This window comes from Pedobacter sp. KBW06, assembly GCF_003852525.1.
GTDB lineage: Bacteria > Bacteroidota > Bacteroidia > Sphingobacteriales > Sphingobacteriaceae > Pedobacter.
This window is the reverse complement of record NZ_QAJL01000004.1, coordinates 526290-545911: the sequence shown is the minus strand read 5'-3', so window position 1 is coordinate 545911 and position 19622 is coordinate 526290. Positions and strand designations below refer to the sequence as shown.

The following is a 19622-nucleotide window of genomic DNA, read 5'->3' as shown; positions in this document are numbered from 1 at the left end:
TTTTAAAAAGATCAGACATGAAAAATTATATAGAAAAATTTTATTCGCTGAAAATAGCGCTCGTCCTGATGCTGTTCATGACGGTTACTTCTTGTAAGCAAGATTTTAAGGATCCGAATGGGGCATTGGCGACCGATGTGTTGAAATCGGCAAAAGGACTGACTGGAGTGGCTGTAGGTTTACAAAGGGTTTATTCCGTAGGGCGTCCGGGTGTATTTTTTAGTTCCATTACGGCAAATGGTTTTGTAACCAATGAGCTTTTTCTTTCCAATGCAGGGAATATCCCTGAATTGCAATTGTTTACCGGTGGGGCTAAAGTAGATGGAACCAATTCGATTCTGACCAATTTATGGGCGAATTCGAGTAAGATTATTTTTGATGCAGACAATGTGATCAATAATGCAGCAAACCTGGCCGACAAATCCTATGCCTCCGGCTTGATTGCTTATTCCAGTATCTTTAAAGCTTTAGCTATTGGTAACTTATCCCAATATTGGCAGCAGGTTCCCAATGGTGTGGGACAGCAGGTTACTTTTATCAGCAGGAAAGATGGTTTTATAAAAGCCATTGCGGTGATTGACAATGCATTGTCGGTGATTACAGCAAATCAGATCAGCAGCGCATTTTTAGCCAATATTCCTAAAGGGATTGACATCAAAAATACGCTTTATGCATTAAAAGCACGTTATGCGCTCTTTTCAGAAAACTATCCGCTTGCCCTGAGCGCGGCGGGCAGTGTGGACCTGAACGTGAAATCTTATTTTGGTTTTGACGGGAATGCGCCAAACCCAATTTACGACATTGCGACTTCTACGAATAATGTATTCCAACCCCTAAATGCGACTTTGGGATTGAAGGGAGCTGATGTACCTGATGCCAATGACAAGCGTGTTCCCTTTCACATTCTGTTTGGGACCAAGGCACCTTTGATCAGTTTAAATGGTTTTGGTAATGCTACAGCTGCAATTATTCCGGTATACCTGCCGGGAGAGATGATGCTGATTAAAGCAGAGGCACTCGCACGCCAGCCAGATCCGGTGAATGCTTTGATTGAATTGAATAAAGTGGTGACGAAGACTGCAGCGCTTGATGTTTTTGGACTGGGAGCCGCTTTGCCTGAATTAACCGGACCTTATTCTCAGGACGAGTTATTGGCCTTAATTTATAAACACCGCTGCATCGAGCTTTATCTTTCCGGTTTAAAAATCGAAGATATGCGGAGGTTTGCCAAACCACTCACAGATCGGAAAAGAAACTTTTTTCCTTACCCTTTTGTGGAACGAGATGGTGGAAACCTAAATGTTCCTGCTGATCCGGCATTTTAGGCCATTCATAAGGATTATTGAAGCCGCCTTCCTGTATTCAATACGGGAAGGCGGCTTTGTTTTTAGGTGTTTTTTATAAAATATGAAGGCTTTTGATCTGGTAATCATCCAGCTGAGCATCGTCTGCCGGCAATTCTGTAATGAGGTATTGGATATTCGTTATGGGCGCTACTTTGAGCCTTAATGAGATGTTTAATTTTTCAGAGATGCACAGTACGGCTGTCTTTTTTGAACAGTTGAGCATCGTTTTCTTTAATTGATTGATTTCCCAGTCCGTATCGGTAAGGCCATCCCCGGCATGAAGGGCGCTTGTTCCCAGCAGGCAGAGATCAGGGCTGATTTCCGATAACTGGTTGATCACGTGTCCGCCATAAGTAACCTGGGAGTTCTTGGAAAACAAGCCTCCGATGAGGATGACTTCCACTCTTGGGTAATTGGCCAACTCGATTGCTACAAAAGGGCTGATGGTAAAAAAGGTGGCATGCAGGTTCTCAGGGAGTTGTTTGACCATTTCAATAATGGTCGTACCTCCTCCGGTTAGAATGACCATACCGTCCTTGATCAGGGTAATGGCCTTCTTTGCGATGATAATTTTGGCTTCTTTGGCGTATACGGTGCTATCGTCAAAGGAGGATTGGTAGGATTTGGAAAGTGCGCCTCCATGGACCTTATAAAGCTGGTCGCCTTCTGCAAGTTCCTGCAGGTCGCGGCGGATGGTATCTTCTGAAACACTTAACAATTGCACTAAATCAGAGGTCAGTACACGATTGTGCAGATTGATCTGTCGCATGATGGAGTCGTGCCTTTCTTTTTTTAACATCTGGTTTTTTTTGGACTAAAGTAGTAAAAAAAAGGAAAACCATTAGTGCGGGTTTATGCGTGTTTATGCGGCATTTGTGGTAACAAAATTGTGACTAAACGCAATTAATTCTGCAAAAAATGAAAAACATTTGTGATATTTACTAATGTGCTGACTTATTTTGCGTTTAATTGCGTGTTTAATTCAGGGGGACAAACAATCAAAATTATAATTCTAACCAAATAAGCTTTTATGAAAAGAAAACTACTATTACTTTTTATGGGCCTTTCTGTCTTTGTTACGCAAACGTTTGCGCAGCAAATTACGGTTACAGGAACAGTGAAGTCTGCCGACGGGTTACCCGTTCCGGGAGTTTCTGTAAAGTCCAAAGCAACCACCGCTGTGACCCAAACCTCTGCAAACGGGGTTTTCAGCATTAAGGTCAACAGCGGAGATGTGCTTGCTTTTTCTTACATCGGCATGATCACGCAGAGCAAGATCGTTACCGGTGCAGTGATGAACATTGTTTTATTGGACGATGCAAAGTCGCTCAATGAGATTGTGGTTACGGCATTGGGGCAAAAGGCCTCGAAGCGGTCTATCGGTACTGCTCAGCAACAGGTGAGTGGTGCTGCGATTGCAGAAACACAAAGAGAGAATTTTATTAATGCGCTTCAGGGGCGCGTTGCCGGGGTAGAGGTGACAAGTTCTTCCGGTGTACCCGGGGCTTCTTCTTCGATTACCATTCGGGGGATCAGCTCTATTAGTGGAAGTAATCAGCCTTTATTTGTTGTCGACGGGTTGCCGATCGATAATAAAACCTTAAATACTTCTGCGTTTTATTCGGAAAACAGTGCGACGACTTCTTTTGCGAACAGAGGTGTAGATTTTACCAACAGAGCTGCGGACATCAATCCGGAAGATATTGAGACCCTGGTGGTGTTGAAAGGTCCTGAGGCTGCTGCTTTATATGGTATTGATGCGGCAAACGGAGCAATTGTGATCACGACAAAGAGAGGGAAGGCCGGGCTTGGTGCGATCAATTACAACAACAGTTTCCGCACAGAAAAGACTACTACCGTGCCTGAGTTGCAGAAGGAATTTGACCTGGGTTCTTTTGGGACCCCTTTCAGCGACAGGCTAAGGTATTTTGGGCCGAAATACGCAGAGGGTACCAAGTTCTATGACAATGTGGATGGATTTTTTCAGACTGCATTTACGCAAAAGCATAATTTGTCTGTTGACGGAGGTTCTGAGGCTGTTAACTACCGTGTATCTACCTCTTATACTGCTCAGCAGGGTGTTGTTCCTGGTTCAGATTATGATCGTTTTACTTTAATGGGATCAACAGGAGGAAAAGTAAATAAGTGGTTAAACGTGGATTTATCGATGAATTATTCCTATGCAACCAATAACCAGGCATTTAAAGGGGATGGAGGTCCGCTGATCGGCTTATTGGTTTGGCCACAAGACGACGATGCCAAGAATTACCTGACCGCATCCGGAACCAGAAGAAGACTGCTTAGTGGGGGCGATCAAACGCTGGAAATTGAAAACCCTTATTTCAATGTGAATAAAAATAAGTCGACCACAAAAAACAACCGGATCATTTCTAATTTGGGTTTTACCATCACTCCGGTGAATTGGTTGAACATCAAAACAAATGTTGGGATAGATGCGTATAACAATAACGCATTGGTTTTAAGTCACCCGGAAAGTAAAAGAGGTTTTCTTAAAGGAGGAATCATGGATGTTGCCAACGACAATACCCGTAATATCAACTCTCAAACGCTAATTAACTTAACCAAGCAGAACATCACCAAAGACATTACAATTGATGCTACATTTGGTAATGCAATAAAGGCATTGAGTTCTAAAATTGAAAGTCAGTATGGAGAAAACTTCCTTGACCCCAATTTTATCTCCATCAACAATACGACGACTACTTTAAGAAACGCAAAGTCGTCTGAGGCCAGGCAAAGGGTTTTTAGTTTGTTTGCGCGGACCACATTAGGCTATAAGGATTACCTATACCTTACTTTAACAGGAAGAAATGACTGGACATCTACCATTCCGGTGGGGGCGAATTCTTTCTTTTACCCATCAGTGTCCGGAAGTTTTGTATTTACAGAAGTTCCTGCGTTTAAAAACAGTTTGAGTAAAATATTTACCTCTGGTAAGTTGAGGGCTGCTTTTGCCAATGTAGGTAAAGATGCAAGACCTTATGCCTATACTCCTGCATTGGAGAGTAAAACCACAGTAGGTGGCGGATATGGATATGGTTTTACAGGACCTAATCCGGGACTTGTTCCTGAATTTGCCAGTTCTTATGAGCTGGGAACGGAGCTCGCCTTTTTCAAAGACAGATTGGGTCTTGATGTGACGGTATATCGTAAACAAACCACAGATCAGATTGTGAATGATGTAAGGGGAAGTTATGCGACCGGTTTTATTTTGTTCAACCTTAATGGTGCCAAAACCAGAAATCAGGGATTGGAAATCAGCCTGAGGGGAACACCTGTTAAGGGTAAAAATTTCACATGGGACATCATGACTAATTTTGATATGACCAGAGGAAAGGTTCTGGCATTACCGAATTCTCTTCCTGAATCTTATGTGTCGGATAGCTGGTTGTATGGGAACGTGAGGAATGGCGTAACTAAAGGGTTCTCTACGCGGACACTGACCGGGCTTTATTACCTGCGCAATAATCAGGGTGAAATCCTGATTAATCCTGCGAGTGGCTTACCGGTAAGGTCTACGACCTTTATTGAGGGAGGTTATGACCGTCAGCCTGATTTTTCTTTAGGCATCACGAATACTTTCAGGTATAAGGATTTCTCCTTATCATTCTTATTGGACATTAGAAAAGGTGGAGACATCCTGAATGCAACTCAAAGCTTGCTGACCCAATTGGGGTTGTCGCCAATGACATTGGATCGTTTGCAACCAAGAATTGTTCAGGGGGTAATGAGAGATGGCCTGGAAAACAGCGCAAATCCGACGCGTAATAACATCAGTGTTACTCCATTCTATCAGAATCTGTATTATACCGAGATGAGTGAGGAATTGTTTATTGAAAAGGACATCAACTGGATCAGACTAAAAGACGTTACGCTTCAATACAGGTTGCCTGCATCTTTCCTGAAGAAACAGGGTTTTATAAAGAATGCAAGCGTCTTTTTTACGGGAACAGATCTGTTTCTGATTACGAATTATACCGGGCTTGATCCTGTTGTGAATGGTAATACCGCCGCAGTAGGGGGCTCAGGCTCACAGGGAATTGATTATGGAAATTTCCCAATTCCGAAAGGATTTAATTTTGGTATTAAGGTTGGCTTTTAAAGGTAATTAAAGATGAAAAAAATATATATACTACTGATCATGACCGGAATGGTAACCTTTGGGGGTTGCAAAAAGTTTCTGGACGTAAATGATAATCCAAATGCACCTCAGGTGGTGGAAGCAAATTTATACCTCGCTCCAATGCTTCACTGGATGGTCACTTCACCAACTTATGATGCCCGTTTTATCGGACGTTATACTCAAAACTGGACGATCACTACAACAGCAACGACCTGGGACAGGCAGGGTTATGATCCTGCTTCGGATAATGCGGCTCAGTTGTTCCGGGATGTCTATTGGAGTCTTGGGCAAAATCTTGTAAATATGAATTCGATCGCGGAAAAAGAACAGCGCTGGGATTTGCTTGGGGTAGGACAGATTTTGAAAGCCTGGGGCTGGTTGGCACTAACCGACATCCATGGCGAAATTCCCATTAAGCAGGCATTTGAGGGAAGAACAGCGTTTGATTATGATACACAGGAATTTGCCTATCAGGAATCCTTCCGTTTACTTGACCTTGCCATCGCGAACCTGAAAAGGACGGATGGGGCGGTTGATAACAATTACCTGGCGAAAACAGACATTATTTATAAAGGGAAGACGAATATGTGGATCAAATTTGCCAATGGCTTAAAAGCAATGGCATTGAACCATTTCTCCAATAAAGCGGGTTTGTACAAACCTGATGATGTGATTGCAGCGGTAGATGCTTCAATAGGTGCAAGTGATGCGGAGCAACCCTTACTTGCATATACCGGAACGGCTAATGATGACATTAATTTTTATGCAGGGGTTAGAGATAACCTGACCAATTACCGCCAGACTAAATTTATTCTTGGTTTAGTGAATGGGACACAATATCCGGGATTGGTAGATCCGAGAATGAGCAGGATGCTTTCTCCATCACCGGATGGCCAGTACAGAGGGCTGGATATTGCCCTTGGTTTTGGTGCCTTAACAACTGCTCAGCTGCCAAATAATTTTTGGGGATATCCAACGCTTGCGCTTTCTGTAAGAACACCGGCAAGGTATATCTTTTCTACCAAGTCCAAATTGCCACTGTTTACCTATTCACAACTCCAGTTTGTAAAGGCTGAGGCTGCTTTTAAAAAGGGAGATAAGGCAACGGCTTTGGATGCCTATACCAAAGGAATTTCTGCGCATTTCGATTTTGTAAATGCAAGAAATTCAGATGACGGACAGGTGCCTACCCAGATTTCAGCTACTGAAAAAGCAACCTATATGGCTTCTCCGCTGGTGATCCCGGTTTCGTCAAATGATCTGACGCTGACCAATATTATGCTTCAGAAATATATCGCGCAGTGGGGCTACGGCCACCTCGAGCAGTGGATGGATTTGAGGAGGTATCATTACAAAGATCTTGATGCGGCAACCGGAGCTCAGGTTTTTGCAGGATTTACCCCTCCAACGAATTTATATCCAGACAATGCCGGTAAACTGGTTTACCGCATTCGTCCGCGTTACAATTCCGAATACATCTGGAACAGAGAGGCACTGGATAAAATCGGCGGACTGACAACAGACTATCATACCAAAGAAATGTGGATTACTTTACCTTAATCATATGAAAAGCAAACTTTTAATATCAGCAGTACTTCTGCTGTCGACCATCATATACTCCTGCGACAAGACCGATATCCAGACGATTGACGGGCCTGCCAATGGCGCCTCGGTGAAGTTCTTTAATTTCGCGGTAAACGGTCCTGTGGTTAATTATTACGCCAACGACATTAAGGTGACTTCGGCAGTATCTACAACAGGAGCAGAGAGTGGAACAACCGGACTGGCTTATGCTGCGGTTTATCCGGCTACCAATGCTTATGCGATATTGCCTGGGGGGACTTATGACCTGAAGGCTACTCGTCCATCCAATGCAGCGGCGGACCCTAAGCTCGTGATCAATAAGTTCAGTACAACCCTGGCGGAGGGCAAGAACTATTCCTTATACCTTTGTGGTTTCTATAATACGGTGGCAAAGACCAGTGACGCCTTTATGCTGGAGGATATACTTCCTGCGATAGATTCATCGGCGGCCTATGTCAGACTTGTGCATACTTCTCCGAATGCAAATCCTGTAAACCTGATCATTCAGGACCGGACCAGCAAAGCGGAGCTGACTATCGCCACTAATCTGCCTTATAAATCGGGCGGAACTTTTGTGAAAATACCTCAGGGAGTTTACGATCTGCTATTGCGTTACCCCAACAGCAATACCAATATATACACCAGGACAGAAGTTTCTTTTACCAAATCGAATACATATACTTTGACATTGCGTGGTGACATCACTGTTGGAGGAACTACGGCTGCGAACAGAACATTCATAGACAATACGGCAAACCGATAGTTGTTCTTTTAAAAATGAAAACGCCTCCGGACTCCGGGGGCGTTTTTATTTGGCGTCTTTATTTTAAAGCGCAAATCCTATTAGTTATTTTCCTATTTTTGCGTCAAAGTATATATTATGGCAAGTTTTACACTTACTCCTGAGACCTGGAAAAAGGTTAAAATCAAGTTTCTTAGAAAATACCGTGATTTGGCAAGCGTGGAAATTTCTTTTGTTCCCGGACAAGAGGACCAGTTGGTAGAGCAATTGATGGGTTTAGTAAAAAGAGACCGTAAGTATATTGAATTTACCATCGAGAAGGCTTTGGCTGATCCTGATGGCAACAGGCTATAAATCTTCAATAGCCTATTGAGTTACAAGGCTTTTTTGTAAATTTACCTTTCAACAGATGGGTAAAATGAAAAAATACAAACTTGCCGCAGCCTTCTCCCTTATTGCTTTTGCTTCTTTAAGCTGGTCTTTTAAGGAGGATTTGTTTCAGGTTTCCAAGAACCTGGATATCTTCGCTTCCCTGTACAAGGAGGTGAATATCAATTATGTCGAGGAAACGAATCCATCGGATCTGATGCGCACTAGCATTAATGCCATGTTGGATAACCTTGACCCTTACACAGAATATATTCCGGAGTCTGAGATTGAAGACTATAAATTAAAATATGTCAGTACTCAATATGGGGGTATAGGCGCAACCACCCTTTTTATTGAGGGCAAATTGTTCGTAAATGAGGTTTCTGAAGGTTACCCTGCAGATAAGCAGGACCTGAAGCCAGGCGATCAGGTTGTTAAAATCAACAATGTGGAGGTGAAAGGAAAAGAGCGTGCACAGGTGAGCCAGCTGTTGAGAGGACCAAAAGGTTCTACAGCTGAGTTGTTGTTGATCAGAAATGGTTCGGTGATTACCAAAAGCATCATCAGGGATGAAATTAAACAGCCTAATGTGCCTTATTCCGGAATGACTGACGATCAGATCGGTTATATCCGTCTGGATAAATTTTTGGAAAATGCAGCCCAGGAAGTAAAAGAGGCTGCGTTGAATTTAAATAAACAACAACCAAAAGGATTGATCATTGATTTAAGGTATAACGGCGGAGGGATCTTGCAGGAGGCGGTAAAGATTGTGAACCTCTTTGTGAATAAAGATGTGCTGGTCGTGACCCAGAAAGGAAGGAACCCACAGAAGACCATTACCTATAAAACTCAGGCCGAGCCTATTCTTCCCCAGATTCCATTGGTGATCCTGGTTGGTAATTCTTCGGCTTCTGCCTCGGAAATTGTTGCCGGTGCTCTACAGGACCTCGACAGGGCGATCATTGTAGGTCAGCGCAGTTATGGAAAAGGCCTCGTACAACAGACCTTTAATCTGCCTTATAACAGCCTGGTTAAAGTAACCGTGGCCAAATACTTTACTCCTTCCGGAAGATGTATCCAGGCGCTTGATTATGCCCATAAAGATGCGAATGGAAAGACGCCTAAGGTGGCGGATTCGCTAATGACGAGGTTCAGTACCAGGACGGGCAGAAATGTGTATGATGGAAATGGCGTGTTTCCTGATGTTGTTGTGGAAGCATCGAAGCTTAGTCCGATTACCATCTCTCTATTGACTAAGAGCTTATTTTTTGACTATGCGAACAGCTATAAAAAGAACAATAAAACCATTGCACCGGCTGCCAGTTTCCAACTGACGGATCAGGATTATGCTGCTTTTGTAAGTTCACTGGAGGGGAAAGACTATTCTTATACTTCCCGTACGGAACGTTTGCTGTCAGACCTGCGTACCGAAGCAGAAAAGGAAAATAAACTTCCTGCGGTAAAAGCTGATCTGGAGGACCTGAAAGCGAAGATGCTGGGTGCGAAGAAAACGGACCTGATTACGTTTAAATCAGAGATCAAAAAAGTACTGGAAACACAGATTGTGAGCCGTTATTATTATGAGAAAGGGAAAGTGATCCAGGCATTTCAATACGATAAGGAATTGACTGCGGCTAAGGCTGTTTTAAACAGCAATACCAAGATGCTGGCGATCTTGAAAGGGGAGGGCGAATATAAAACTATAGGCAGCCCAATCAAGACAATTGCGGCTGCTCCTATAGAAAATTAGTTTTTAATTGCTGCCATGAAGTTTAACCACAAGGCCATCCATTTCGTGGTTAAGCTGTAGCTGGCAGGCCAGTCTGGAATTTGGAAGCAAATCCGGAAGGGTATCGAGCATGGCATATTCGTCATCGCTCATTTCTTTTAGTTTGTCTTCACCTTCCAGGACATCTACACAGCAGGTTGCGCAAAGCGCCATTCCGCCACAAGTGGCAAGGATATCATATTCACATGCCTTTAGGTATTCCATTAAGCTGAGGCCCATATCTACAGGGGCCTCAAGTGTCGTTCTGCTACCGTCCGGATTTTCTACGTGCAGGGTAATGTTGTTTTCTTCCATGCTTAAAATTCTGATACGCCGTTAACGGTAGTATATTTCATGGTATATTTAATTCCCGGGTTCATGTACTGGTAGGCGCTATGGCTCATCAGGGCTGCTTCATGGAAACCGCAAAGGATTAGTTTTAATTTATTTGTGTAGGTATTGATGTCGCCAATAGCGTAGATACCTGGGATATTTGTAGAATAATCATCGGTATTTACTTCAATTGCACTTTTGTTGATGTTTAGGTTCCATTGTTCGATCGGGCCTAATTTAGGGCTTAAACCAAATAGGGGAATTAAATGATCTGCAGCAATATTGCTTTTTTCAAGGCTGCGGTTGTGTACCAGTTCTACATTTTCCAGTTTCCCGTTTCCGGTTACGGAGCTCAGGTTGCTGTTTAATACCAGATTGATTTTTCCGCTTTCTGCCAAAGCCATTACTTTATTTACAGAGTCCGGGGCACCACGGAAGCTTTCGCTGCGGTGAACCAGTGTTAATTCGTCAACAATATCAGCCAGGAAGATGGTCCAGTCTAAGGCAGAGTCACCACCACCTGCGATCACCATTTTCTGTCCGCGGTATTGTTCAGGGTCAAGGATCATATAGTTGACCCCTCTTCCGTTTTCAAATTGTTCTAATCCTGCTACTGCTGGTTTACGAGGTTCGAAACATCCCAGTCCGCCGGCAATAACGACCACTTTTGATTCTATGATGGTACCCATATTGGTAGTCAATACAAAATCGCCCTCTCCACGTTTCTCTAAACCTTCGATTCTTTCTCCTAAAGTGAAGCCTGGGTGGAAAGGTTTTCCCTGTTCCATCAGGTTGTCTATGAGTTCCTGAGCCAACACTGTTGGATATCCGGGAATGTCATAAATAGGTTTCTTAGGATATATTTCAGACAATTGACCACCTACCTGAGGTAAGTAATCGATCAGATGACAACGCATTTTAAGGAGTCCAGCTTCAAAAATTGCAAATAAACCAACGGGTCCGGCGCCAATAATGGCTATATCAGTAGAAATCATGTGTTTAAATTTTTGGCGAATTTACGAACTTTTGTTTTAATAACAGCGGTAGTTTAGATATATTCTAGATAATTGGTAGAACTTCTGACAAAACTTGGATAATTTTTTTACTTATCTTTGTTCATACTGATGACAAAAAACATATATTTTGCTTCTGATTTCCACCTCGGCTCTCCGAGTCATTCCGAAAGCAGGAAGCGCGAAGATCGGATCATTCGCTGGTTAAATGCTATTGAAGGTAATTGCAGCGAGCTTTTTTTGATGGGTGATATTTTTGATTTCTGGTTTGAATACCGCGAGGTTGTTCCTAAAGGCTTTGTCCGTTTGCAGGGGAAGCTGGGGATGATGAGTGATGCGGGAATAAAAATTTATTTTTTCAAGGGCAACCATGATATGTGGGTGAATGACTACTTCACAAAAGAGATGGGCATTGAGATCATCAGTGATGAATTGGTGATGGAAAGAGCAGGTAAGCGTTTTTATTTGCACCATGGAGATGGACTTGGTCCCGGAGATCAGAAATATAAGTTGCTGCGGAAGATTTTCAGGAATCCGGTATGCCAGTGGTTGTTTGCGATCGTTCCTCCGAGAATTGGATTGGGAATTGCGAACTGGTGGTCGGGCAGCAGCAGGCTGGCGAACAGTACAGAAGAGGTTTTTAATGGTGTAGAAAATGAATGGCTGGCTGTTTATGCGAAGGAACAACTGCAAAAAGCGCATTTTGACTATTTTATTTTTGGGCATCGGCACCTGCCTCTGGATATTCAGCTGAGCGACAAAAGCAGGTATATCAACATCGGGGAATGGATTAATTTTAATTCTTATGCGGTATTTGACGGCAAAGATTTAACACTGAACTATTTCGAAAAGTAATGAACGGGCGAAAAGAATCCGGCAACGAATAAATTTTTAGTATCATTAACTGAAAAAGCCGTATTTTTGCTGCCCAAATAAATCAATTGCCAGGATAGATCTCCGCAGGACGGATTTTAATTGAAAAGGCAACAAGTTTTAATTTTCTGAAAAAAGAATATGTTAGAGAAATTAGAAGCAATTAAGCTGCGCTGGGAAGATGTAGAAGAGCAGTTGAGTAATCCTGATACGATGCAGGATATGAAGCGTTTTGCGGCTTTAAATAAAGAGTATAAAGATTTAGGCAAGATTGTAGATGAATATAAGATCTACAAGAATGTGATGAGCAATATCGATGCAAACAAGGAGATTCTGTCTACAGAGAAGGATGCGGAGATGCGCGAGATGGCCAAAGAAGAACTTGACTTGCTATTGAAGCAGCAGGAAGAGCTGGAAGAAAAGGTACGTTTGATGCTGATTCCGGTAGATCCTGAGGATGCTAAAAATGCAGTGTTTGAGATCAGAGGTGGTACCGGTGGTGATGAGGCGGCTTTATTTGCCGGCGATTTATACCGTATGTACAGCCGTTTCTTTGAGCAAAAAGGCTGGAAGGTAGAAACTGTTGATGTGACTGAAGGTACTGCCGGTGGTTACAAAGAGGTGATCCTGAAAGTAAGTGGAGAAGATGTTTACGGACAATTGAAATATGAATCAGGCGTTCACCGCGTACAACGTGTACCGGATACGGAAACCCAGGGGCGTGTACATACCTCTGCAGCTTCAGTAGCCGTATTACCGGAGGCGGAAGAGATTGACCTTTATATCAACCCTGCAGATATTGACTTGCAGACTTCCCGTTCGGGTGGTGCTGGTGGTCAGAATGTGAACAAGGTGGAGACGAAAGTACAGTTGACACACAGACCTTCGGGAATTGTGGTGGTATGTCAGCAGGAGCGCTCTCAGCTGGGCAACAGGGTGATTGCGATGGAGATGCTACGTAGTAAATTATATGATATCGAATTGCAGAAGAAAAATGGAGACATTGCTGCAAGACGTAAGACTATGGTTTCTACCGGTGACCGTTCGGCAAAGATCAGAACTTACAATTATCCACAGGGTAGGGTAACGGATCACCGTATCGGATTGACACTTTATAACCTGAGTGGCGTGATGGACGGTGGTGTTCAGGAGCTGATTGATGCATTACAGTTTGCTGAAAACGCAGAGAAAATGAAAGAAGGTTCTGTAGCATAAGGACTTACGATTATTTTAAAAAATAGTTTGTGAATATAAATAAAGGCTCTATATTTGCAATCCCGAAAGGGAACAACGGACCGGTAGTTCAGCTGGTTAGAATGCCGCCCTGTCACGGCGGAGGTCGCGGGTTCGAGTCCCGTCCGGTCCGCAAAAGCACTCAGAAGAGTGCTTTTATTTTTAATAAGTAGAGGCCCTACTATAAAAGCCACCCGAGAGGGAAACACGGACCGGTAGTTCAGCTGGTTAGAATGCCGCCCTGTCACGGCGGAGGTCGCGGGTTCGAGTCCCGTCCGGTCCGCAAGATTCGACAAAATATTAAAAAACCTGTTATCGTCATGATAACAGGCTTTTTTGTTTTCCGGGCAGTCCGGAAATATTCAATTTAAAGAAGTTAAAATCGTTATGCAGACCATCCGTGACGTAAAGTTAGCCGTATGGGGGCAGGTAACGTTTGATAATACTATAATCCCGTCTAATGATGTTCCAATCGAAAGTGTAAGTAAGGTGTTAATTTATACTGATCATTTGTAAATAACTTAAGCAAGTTATGTACGCTGCCAGCAACTGAATTAAAAACATAAGAAGTGCAGCTGGTAGCAGGCCTTGACAGTAATAGACATTGGTTAGATAAAGTTATAATCATGTTATAAACGGATCACATTTATCTTGAAAAGATCTGAATAATTGATGGAAGGAATATTAATCATTTAAAAACTCGCGCTTCAAAAATGGAATAGCAAGATATTGCAAAGACAATCAGCAAAAGCCCCTCAAATCGAGGGGCTTTTTTTGTTTCAACCCTTTTTTGAAGAGTTCAAAAGATCAGTCATTTCTATAATCATCAAAATTTTCAAAGGAATTTCAGCTAAAGTCAAAAGGAATTTTCGGAATTGCAGAAGCATTATCGGATTTCCGGAGGTATGATCGGCATTATCGGAACTGCCTGATGTTTAGTTGTTTATGTTGCTGTATGTTTGTCTCGGAAATCAGTTCAGGTCTCGGTTAGCTATCGGGGCATGTATAAAGCCGATTTCCAAATGAGATGAAAGCGCGGTAGATGGTAGCCGACCTGGGAAGCAGTTATTAGCCTCCCGCAATTGATTCTCACACTTCCCAAAAATTTCAGAAGGCCTTCTGATTAACAATCGTAGCAGTCCTCGCGATAGGGTTCGCGGGGGACTACATGGTTTATCATTTCTAAATTTTTGAATTATGTTCGAATTTATATTCGCCATTTTATTGGGACTGGCATGCCCAACAAATACTACCAACAGCACTACGTCCAGCAACGATCAAACAGAGATCGATCATACAGGTGGAGATAACGGACAGTTACCACCACCAAGATAATATCCAGACTATCCAATCAAGTAAGGCGGCAAAACCGCCTTACTTTTTATATTTTGAGAGCGATCTCCCTCCGGAAAGCACTTCAGCAAGCCTGCTCCATCTATGGAACTCTTCTAACAAATGCAGGCATCATATTATCGATTCTATCTGTTACGTCTGCTTTGTTCCGCAATCGTTAAAGCCCAATGGGAAAGAAATGGTATCATTTATTTTTCATAATTTAGGCTCAAAACTTAACGACTTTGAAAGCTCTCAATTTCCTCTCTATCTTCCTTGTCTTTTTGATCTCTTGTTCCGAAAAAGAAGAAGTGACTGAAAAAAAGTCAGAAAATTTATGGTATGGTAAAGCATTCGATTTTCTGGATCGGAGAAAGCCGGATTCCGCATTTGTCTATTTTGATAAAGCAAAAGACATGTTTCAACTCGGAAAGGATAGTCTGGGAATAGGAAAATGTCTCATCAATATGGGGCTAATTTCAACTGATAGGGGTGATTATTTCAGTGGACAGGAATTTTCTCTGAATGCATTTTCTTATTTTGACAAGAATAAGAAGGCGAATTTTGCCTTTCTGGTATCTAATTGTAATAATCTGGGACTTGCCTCCTCTAACCTAAAAAACTATGCTCAGGCAATTGATTTTTATAAGCAATCTTTAGCTTATGCTCAGGATAGTGCGAGTGTATTGGTGATTAGAAATAATATTGCCAAAGCTTACCGGGATCAAAAGGAATATAAGAAGGCCCTGGTGATTTATGAAAACATTTTAAATAAAAAAATTGACAATAAGAGAGATTATGCACGGGCACTCACTAATCTTTCAATGACCAAATGGCTACAAAATCCGGGTTATAATGCTGCACCTGAACTACTGAAAGCATTGGATATTCGTGAAAAAGAAAATGACCTCTGGGGTCAAAATTCGAGTTACTCCCATCTTACCAGTTATTACCAGCATACACATCCGGATTCGGCCATATTTTTCGCCCGGAAAAGATATCATGCTGCAAAAAAGCTGAATAATGCTGACGATCAGCTGGACGGCCTTGGAAAATTGATTAAACTCAGCCCACCGCAGGAGGTAAAGCGTTATTTCGAAATCTACCAAAGTCTGGAGGATAGCGTGCAAACTGCACGTAATGCAGCCAAGAACCAGTCGGCGCTGATTCGTTATGAGAGTGAAAAGAATAAAGCGGATAATTTAGAGCTTCAAAAAGAAAATACGGAGAAAAAGTTCCAGATTGCTAAACAGCGGGTTTTAATTTTTTCTGTGTTGTTGTTACTTGTTGCTGGTTCTGCCATTGCTGTCATTTGGTTCAGGAAAAGAAAACAACGAATGGAGCTGGAGTCCCGGAATGCCATTCGTGAGCATCAGTTGAAAACGTCAAAAAAAGTACATGATGTGGTCGCAAACGGGTTGTACCGGGTGATGACTGAGATCGAAAACCGGGATGATATTGATAAGGTCCAGGTATTGGACAGGATAGAAGATCTCTATGAAAAATCACGTGATATATCTTATGAAAAACAAGAGCCTGATGCTCAGGATTTCCATCAAAAGATCTCAGCGCTCTTAATGTCATTCGCGACAGCAAATGCCAAAGTTATTATTGCCGGTAATACTTCTGCCTTATGGAAACAGGTAAGCCCGGAGGTACAGTATGAGATTGAGCATATCCTTCAGGAGCTCATGGTAAACATGAAAAAGCATAGTGGGGCCAGTAACGTAGCCGTTAGGTTTGAGGACACTGGTAGTCATATAAAGATCTATTACACTGACAATGGCATTGGCATGTCAGACGAGACGTCCTTTAAAAATGGATTGCGGAATACGGGAAACCGTATAGATGCTATTCGTGGAGAAATTACCTTTGATATCAAGGTGGAAAAAGGATTGAAGATCCAGATTTGTTTTCCACTTTCTAATTAGAGAAATGATGTTCAAAAGAGTATTAATTGCCGAAGACCACGAAAGTGCCAGTATTTCCGTACGAAAAACATTGGAAGATCTAGGGATCCCGCCTGCTGAGTATACCTTTTATTGTGATGATGCATTAATGCACATCAAGAAGAACGTTCATGCCGATCAGCCTTATGATTTGCTGATTACTGATCTTTCTTTTGAAGAAGACCACCGTCCACAAAAACTGAGCAGCGGGATGGAGCTCATCAGTGCTGTGAAGCTCATACAACCCAGTTTAAAAATATTGGTGTTTTCAGCAGAAAATAAGGCTGCTGTTGTGGATACCCTTTTTAAGGAACTGGGCATTAATGGTTATGTGCGCAAAGCGCGCCATGATGCCAAAGACCTTAAACTCGCCCTTGAGGCGATTTACAAACATAAGATCTACCTCTCAGAAGATCTGAAGCAGACGGTAAAGCAAAAGAATGCTTACGAGTTCACAGACTTCGACATCACCATCATCTCGCTGCTTTCCCGGGGGATGCTTCAGAAGGAGATTCCAGTCTATCTGCAGGAAAACAACATCAGGCCGTCTGGCCTGAGTAGTATCGAAAAAAGGCTCAACCTCATGAAAGAGGTATTGGGTTTTTCCAAAAATGAGCAGCTGGTGGCCTATTGTAAGGATTTTGGGATCATTTGAGGGGCAGTTGGCTATTTAGTTAAAGACTGTATCCATACCCACTGGCGATTGTTTTAAACCATTCATACAGGGCAATCATTGCAACTATGAATACGGCAACAAACAGATATAGCCATTTTTTATCCCTTGGGGACATTACATTTAAATCATCGGGACGGATCACAGCATAGTATAAACCAAAGATCAGCAGCATGGGACCAAGTATCATTGCTTTCTTTGAGTAAGAAATGGATGCTGAATGTTCTGCCATTTGCTGTAGTTTCTGGTAGATAAAAAAATAGCTGCAGACCAGGCCAGCTGCGATGAATATCAGGCCCAGTGCGACAGGGGATATTTTTTTCTTTGGTGTCCTTGAGGCGTGATTTACGAACTCATAATCTTCATTCTGATTTTTTTCCGGGATCTGCATGTATTGCGTTTTTAGTTAATTTTTTACCAGGGTCTGGCCAGCTCTGTCAACCCCTTTAAAGAAAATGTGGATTGTCTCTTCGCCCATAATCAGAAAGTCCTGATTTTTTTTAAAAACAGAATGGCTTAGAGGTATTTTTTTTCCGTCAAAGGCATTGGGTTCGGTGGTATTGAGCTGGTCCCAGCTACCATATGTGGGGAGGCCAGTTTTGAGCTTCTCTACAAACAGTGTGTCGCCGGAGATGTTCATATAGCGGAAATAGGTATAGTTGTAGGAAGGAGTTGGTTCGGTTACCAATACTGCGACCCGGTATAGGTCGCCTGCCTTGGGGGCAGCTATATATTCAGAGAGCAGTACTTTGTTTTCAATCTGGTTTCGTTTGTTCCCCTGCGCAAGTATATAAACTGTGCCTGCGATAACACCTATAAAAGCGGCTAATAAGAGGGGGTTGATGAAGAGCCCACGCCATAGGTTTAGTGGTGTTTTTGTTTGTTTCTTTAGTTGATAGTAGCGTTCTTCCAGCTCGTCCGTCCATTTAACATTGGGAATTTTCTGCTGGCAGCTGCCACAGTAGGCTACTCCAAATTTGCCTTCGGGCCACATGGGCATCAGAAACCAGGCATATTTTTGAAGTATGGCCAGCTCCAGTCCAGCCTTTGATCCGCACAAAGGGCAGCTGAGGTCATTGCAGGGCGTTACTTTATGCGTTAGGGTTCTGATCTGATAAATGAAAAACATTTGCTTGCTGAGGGTTAAAAGAGGAATATTCAGGCATAAATAAAGATTCTGATGTCAATAATTATTCCAATTTCATCAGAAAATTGACTATTAAGATATAAACCAGCCCGATGAAGTTTTTTCGGGAAATTAGCGGAATGATTTTAATATAAGCAGCTCCTTTTTAAAGGACGGAGGTTACTAATCCTTTTTTGCCTATTGGGGGGATTAACCTACCAGATTATTGGAGCGCATCCCGGACTAAAAACTAACATGTCAGATCAACATGGGCATATTCTTAAGCCAGGATCTGTTGTTGATATCTGCAACAAGATGTTGAGAACCTTTGAGTTTGCATTAAAAAAGAGAAAACAGACTCGTTTGTTTGATGATTATCCTCTAAAAAGTAAATTTTTAGTGTCTGTTTGTGTTTTTTCGGATTTATATGATTTCAATGAAGATCATTAAAGTAAAATGCAAAAGTCCGTAATGTCTATGTAATTGGTGGATAAAAATGCATTTGTCGAAGATATAAGGGGTTTTTGCTTTTGATAATTTCATCAAAAAAGTATTCAAAGATTGTATATTACTAAATATGCAAACGTTTGTGTTGATATAACGTCATAATTTAATATAGCAATTTAACAGGAAAATAACCTAAGTATCAGGCATGTCTCCATTGGTGAAAATTAGGTGATTGTCTGGACTGAATAATAGGTTTTTGTTTTGTTAATTGGCTGTTTGTCAGTCTTTTGTTTTGCGTTTTTTTGATTTGTTTTTACACATGAGAGTTGCTGATCCAATCTCGCCGTAGTGGGGCCGATGGGTTATAACGATGCCTTCATCTCCTTCTAAATTGCTGGCAGTTCCCGGTTTAAACGGGTATTTAGCTCAAGGTGTATGATATTGCTTTTGTTGAGAAAATAAATGTATTTTTTGGTATATAAAATAACATTTAGAATAATTTCAGGGATATCAAACGTTTGCGCTATGAATTGAAATAAAGACATGGCTGAAATGCCCTAAATTAGATTTCAGTAAGTAGAACCAATCTTGCTTGTTGACCGACCATCAGAGTAATTTATTCTGCAACAGTGAGATAACCGACCAAATAAAAACCAGGGGAGCAATCCCTTTTTAGACCATAACCGACCC

Annotated in this window: 16 protein-coding genes and 2 tRNA genes; 13 read left to right on the top strand and 5 right to left on the bottom strand. The window is 42.1% G+C overall.

Features of this window, described 5'->3' with window-relative positions; all coding sequences use genetic code 11:
• The first annotated feature begins 17 nt into the window (after positions 1 to 17).
• A complete protein-coding gene (locus DBR43_RS24585; protein WP_124585801.1) occupies positions 18 to 1325 on the top strand; it encodes a RagB/SusD family nutrient uptake outer membrane protein in 1308 nt (435 codons plus the stop codon).
• Positions 1326 to 1398: 73 nt separating this feature from the next.
• Here the strand turns inward: DBR43_RS24585 and DBR43_RS24580 are convergent, their stop codons facing one another.
• Positions 1399 to 2145, bottom strand: a complete 747-nt coding sequence (locus DBR43_RS24580) for a DeoR/GlpR family DNA-binding transcription regulator (RefSeq protein ID WP_124585799.1) — start codon at positions 2143 to 2145, stop codon at positions 1399 to 1401.
• Positions 2146 to 2376: 231 nt separating this feature from the next.
• On the opposite strand from DBR43_RS24580, the gene DBR43_RS24575 reads away from it, so the two are divergent.
• The 5 genes from DBR43_RS24575 (at position 2377) to DBR43_RS24555 (ending at position 9935) form a co-directional block, all read left to right on the top strand.
• On the top strand, positions 2377 to 5469 hold the full coding sequence (locus DBR43_RS24575) for a SusC/RagA family TonB-linked outer membrane protein (RefSeq protein WP_199757125.1): 3093 nt from the start codon (positions 2377 to 2379) through the stop codon (positions 5467 to 5469).
• Positions 5470 to 5481: 12 nt separating this feature from the next.
• On the top strand, positions 5482 to 7050 hold the full coding sequence (locus tag DBR43_RS24570) for a SusD/RagB family nutrient-binding outer membrane lipoprotein (RefSeq protein ID WP_124585797.1): 1569 nt from the start codon (positions 5482 to 5484) through the stop codon (positions 7048 to 7050).
• Between the two features lie 4 nt (positions 7051 to 7054).
• On the top strand, positions 7055 to 7837 hold the full coding sequence (locus DBR43_RS24565) for a DUF4397 domain-containing protein (protein ID WP_124585795.1): 783 nt from the start codon (positions 7055 to 7057) through the stop codon (positions 7835 to 7837).
• A 117-nt stretch (positions 7838 to 7954) separates the two neighbouring features.
• Positions 7955 to 8170, top strand: coding sequence for a hypothetical protein (locus DBR43_RS24560; protein WP_124585794.1), 216 nt, complete (start codon positions 7955 to 7957; stop codon positions 8168 to 8170).
• A 64-nt stretch (positions 8171 to 8234) separates the two neighbouring features.
• Entirely contained in the window at positions 8235 to 9935 is a 1701-nt protein-coding gene (locus DBR43_RS24555) for a S41 family peptidase (protein WP_124585792.1), read from the top strand.
• A 3-nt stretch (positions 9936 to 9938) separates the two neighbouring features.
• On the opposite strand, the gene DBR43_RS24550 is transcribed toward DBR43_RS24555, so the two are convergent.
• Positions 9939 to 10268, bottom strand: a complete 330-nt coding sequence (locus tag DBR43_RS24550) for a 2Fe-2S iron-sulfur cluster-binding protein (RefSeq protein WP_124585790.1) — start codon at positions 10266 to 10268, stop codon at positions 9939 to 9941.
• A gap of 2 nt (positions 10269 to 10270) precedes the next feature.
• Positions 10271 to 11281, bottom strand: a complete 1011-nt coding sequence (locus DBR43_RS24545) for an NAD(P)/FAD-dependent oxidoreductase (protein ID WP_074613014.1) — start codon at positions 11279 to 11281, stop codon at positions 10271 to 10273.
• 129 nt (positions 11282 to 11410) lie between these two features.
• Between DBR43_RS24545 and DBR43_RS24540 the strand changes: the two genes are divergently transcribed.
• The 7 genes from DBR43_RS24540 to DBR43_RS24515 all read left to right on the top strand — a co-directional run bounded on the left by DBR43_RS24540 (position 11411) and on the right by DBR43_RS24515 (position 17341).
• On the top strand, positions 11411 to 12154 hold the full coding sequence (locus DBR43_RS24540) for a UDP-2,3-diacylglucosamine diphosphatase (RefSeq protein WP_124585788.1): 744 nt from the start codon (positions 11411 to 11413) through the stop codon (positions 12152 to 12154).
• A gap of 159 nt (positions 12155 to 12313) precedes the next feature.
• On the top strand, positions 12314 to 13387 hold the full coding sequence (gene prfA / locus DBR43_RS24535; RefSeq protein WP_124585786.1) for a peptide chain release factor 1: 1074 nt from the start codon (positions 12314 to 12316) through the stop codon (positions 13385 to 13387).
• Between the two features lie 77 nt (positions 13388 to 13464).
• Positions 13465 to 13538, top strand: a tRNA-Asp gene (locus DBR43_RS24530).
• A 76-nt stretch (positions 13539 to 13614) separates the two neighbouring features.
• Positions 13615 to 13688, top strand: a tRNA-Asp gene (locus DBR43_RS24525).
• Positions 13689 to 14602: 914 nt separating this feature from the next.
• Positions 14603 to 14740 carry a hypothetical protein gene (locus DBR43_RS33030; RefSeq protein ID WP_158622593.1) on the top strand — a complete coding sequence of 46 codons (138 nt, stop codon included), beginning with the start codon at positions 14603 to 14605 and terminating at the stop codon, positions 14738 to 14740.
• Positions 14741 to 14982: 242 nt separating this feature from the next.
• Positions 14983 to 16668, top strand: coding sequence for a tetratricopeptide repeat-containing sensor histidine kinase (locus DBR43_RS24520; RefSeq protein ID WP_233603193.1), 1686 nt, complete (start codon positions 14983 to 14985; stop codon positions 16666 to 16668).
• 4 nt (positions 16669 to 16672) lie between these two features.
• The gene (locus DBR43_RS24515; RefSeq protein ID WP_317126007.1) at positions 16673 to 17341 is read left to right on the top strand and encodes a response regulator; all 669 of its coding nucleotides are present in this window, start codon (positions 16673 to 16675) and stop codon (positions 17339 to 17341) included.
• Positions 17342 to 17360: 19 nt separating this feature from the next.
• On the opposite strand, the gene DBR43_RS24510 is transcribed toward DBR43_RS24515, so the two are convergent.
• Complete coding sequence (locus DBR43_RS24510) at positions 17361 to 17750, bottom strand: hypothetical protein (RefSeq protein ID WP_124585784.1); 390 nt, start codon at positions 17748 to 17750, stop codon at positions 17361 to 17363.
• A 15-nt stretch (positions 17751 to 17765) separates the two neighbouring features.
• Complete coding sequence (locus DBR43_RS24505) at positions 17766 to 18488, bottom strand: hypothetical protein (RefSeq protein ID WP_124585782.1); 723 nt, start codon at positions 18486 to 18488, stop codon at positions 17766 to 17768.
• Between the last annotated feature and the right edge of the window lie 1134 nt (positions 18489 to 19622).

Bases quoted from the DNA above. Each gene is read 5' to 3' on its own strand.
- DBR43_RS24565 (WP_124585795.1), top strand. From the start codon at position 7,055: ATGAAAAGCAAACTTTTAATATCAGCAGTACTTCTGCTGTCGACCATC.
- DBR43_RS24575 (WP_199757125.1), top strand. From the start codon at position 2,377: ATGAAAAGAAAACTACTATTACTTTTTATGGGCCTTTCTGTCTTTGTT.
- DBR43_RS24510 (WP_124585784.1), bottom strand. From the start codon at position 17,750: ATGCAGATCCCGGAAAAAAATCAGAATGAAGATTATGAGTTCGTAAAT.
- prfA (WP_124585786.1), top strand. From the start codon at position 12,314: ATGTTAGAGAAATTAGAAGCAATTAAGCTGCGCTGGGAAGATGTAGAA.
- DBR43_RS24585 (WP_124585801.1), top strand. From the start codon at position 18: ATGAAAAATTATATAGAAAAATTTTATTCGCTGAAAATAGCGCTCGTC.
- DBR43_RS24555 (WP_124585792.1), top strand. From the start codon at position 8,235: ATGAAAAAATACAAACTTGCCGCAGCCTTCTCCCTTATTGCTTTTGCT.
- DBR43_RS24515 (WP_317126007.1), top strand. From the start codon at position 16,673: ATGATGTTCAAAAGAGTATTAATTGCCGAAGACCACGAAAGTGCCAGT.
- DBR43_RS24570 (WP_124585797.1), top strand. From the start codon at position 5,482: ATGAAAAAAATATATATACTACTGATCATGACCGGAATGGTAACCTTT.
- DBR43_RS24540 (WP_124585788.1), top strand. From the start codon at position 11,411: ATGACAAAAAACATATATTTTGCTTCTGATTTCCACCTCGGCTCTCCG.
- DBR43_RS24545 (WP_074613014.1), bottom strand. From the start codon at position 11,281: ATGATTTCTACTGATATAGCCATTATTGGCGCCGGACCCGTTGGTTTA.
- DBR43_RS24550 (WP_124585790.1), bottom strand. From the start codon at position 10,268: ATGGAAGAAAACAACATTACCCTGCACGTAGAAAATCCGGACGGTAGC.
- DBR43_RS33030 (WP_158622593.1), top strand. From the start codon at position 14,603: ATGTTCGAATTTATATTCGCCATTTTATTGGGACTGGCATGCCCAACA.
- DBR43_RS24560 (WP_124585794.1), top strand. From the start codon at position 7,955: ATGGCAAGTTTTACACTTACTCCTGAGACCTGGAAAAAGGTTAAAATC.
- DBR43_RS24580 (WP_124585799.1), bottom strand. From the start codon at position 2,145: ATGTTAAAAAAAGAAAGGCACGACTCCATCATGCGACAGATCAATCTG.
- DBR43_RS24505 (WP_124585782.1), bottom strand. From the start codon at position 18,488: ATGTTTTTCATTTATCAGATCAGAACCCTAACGCATAAAGTAACGCCC.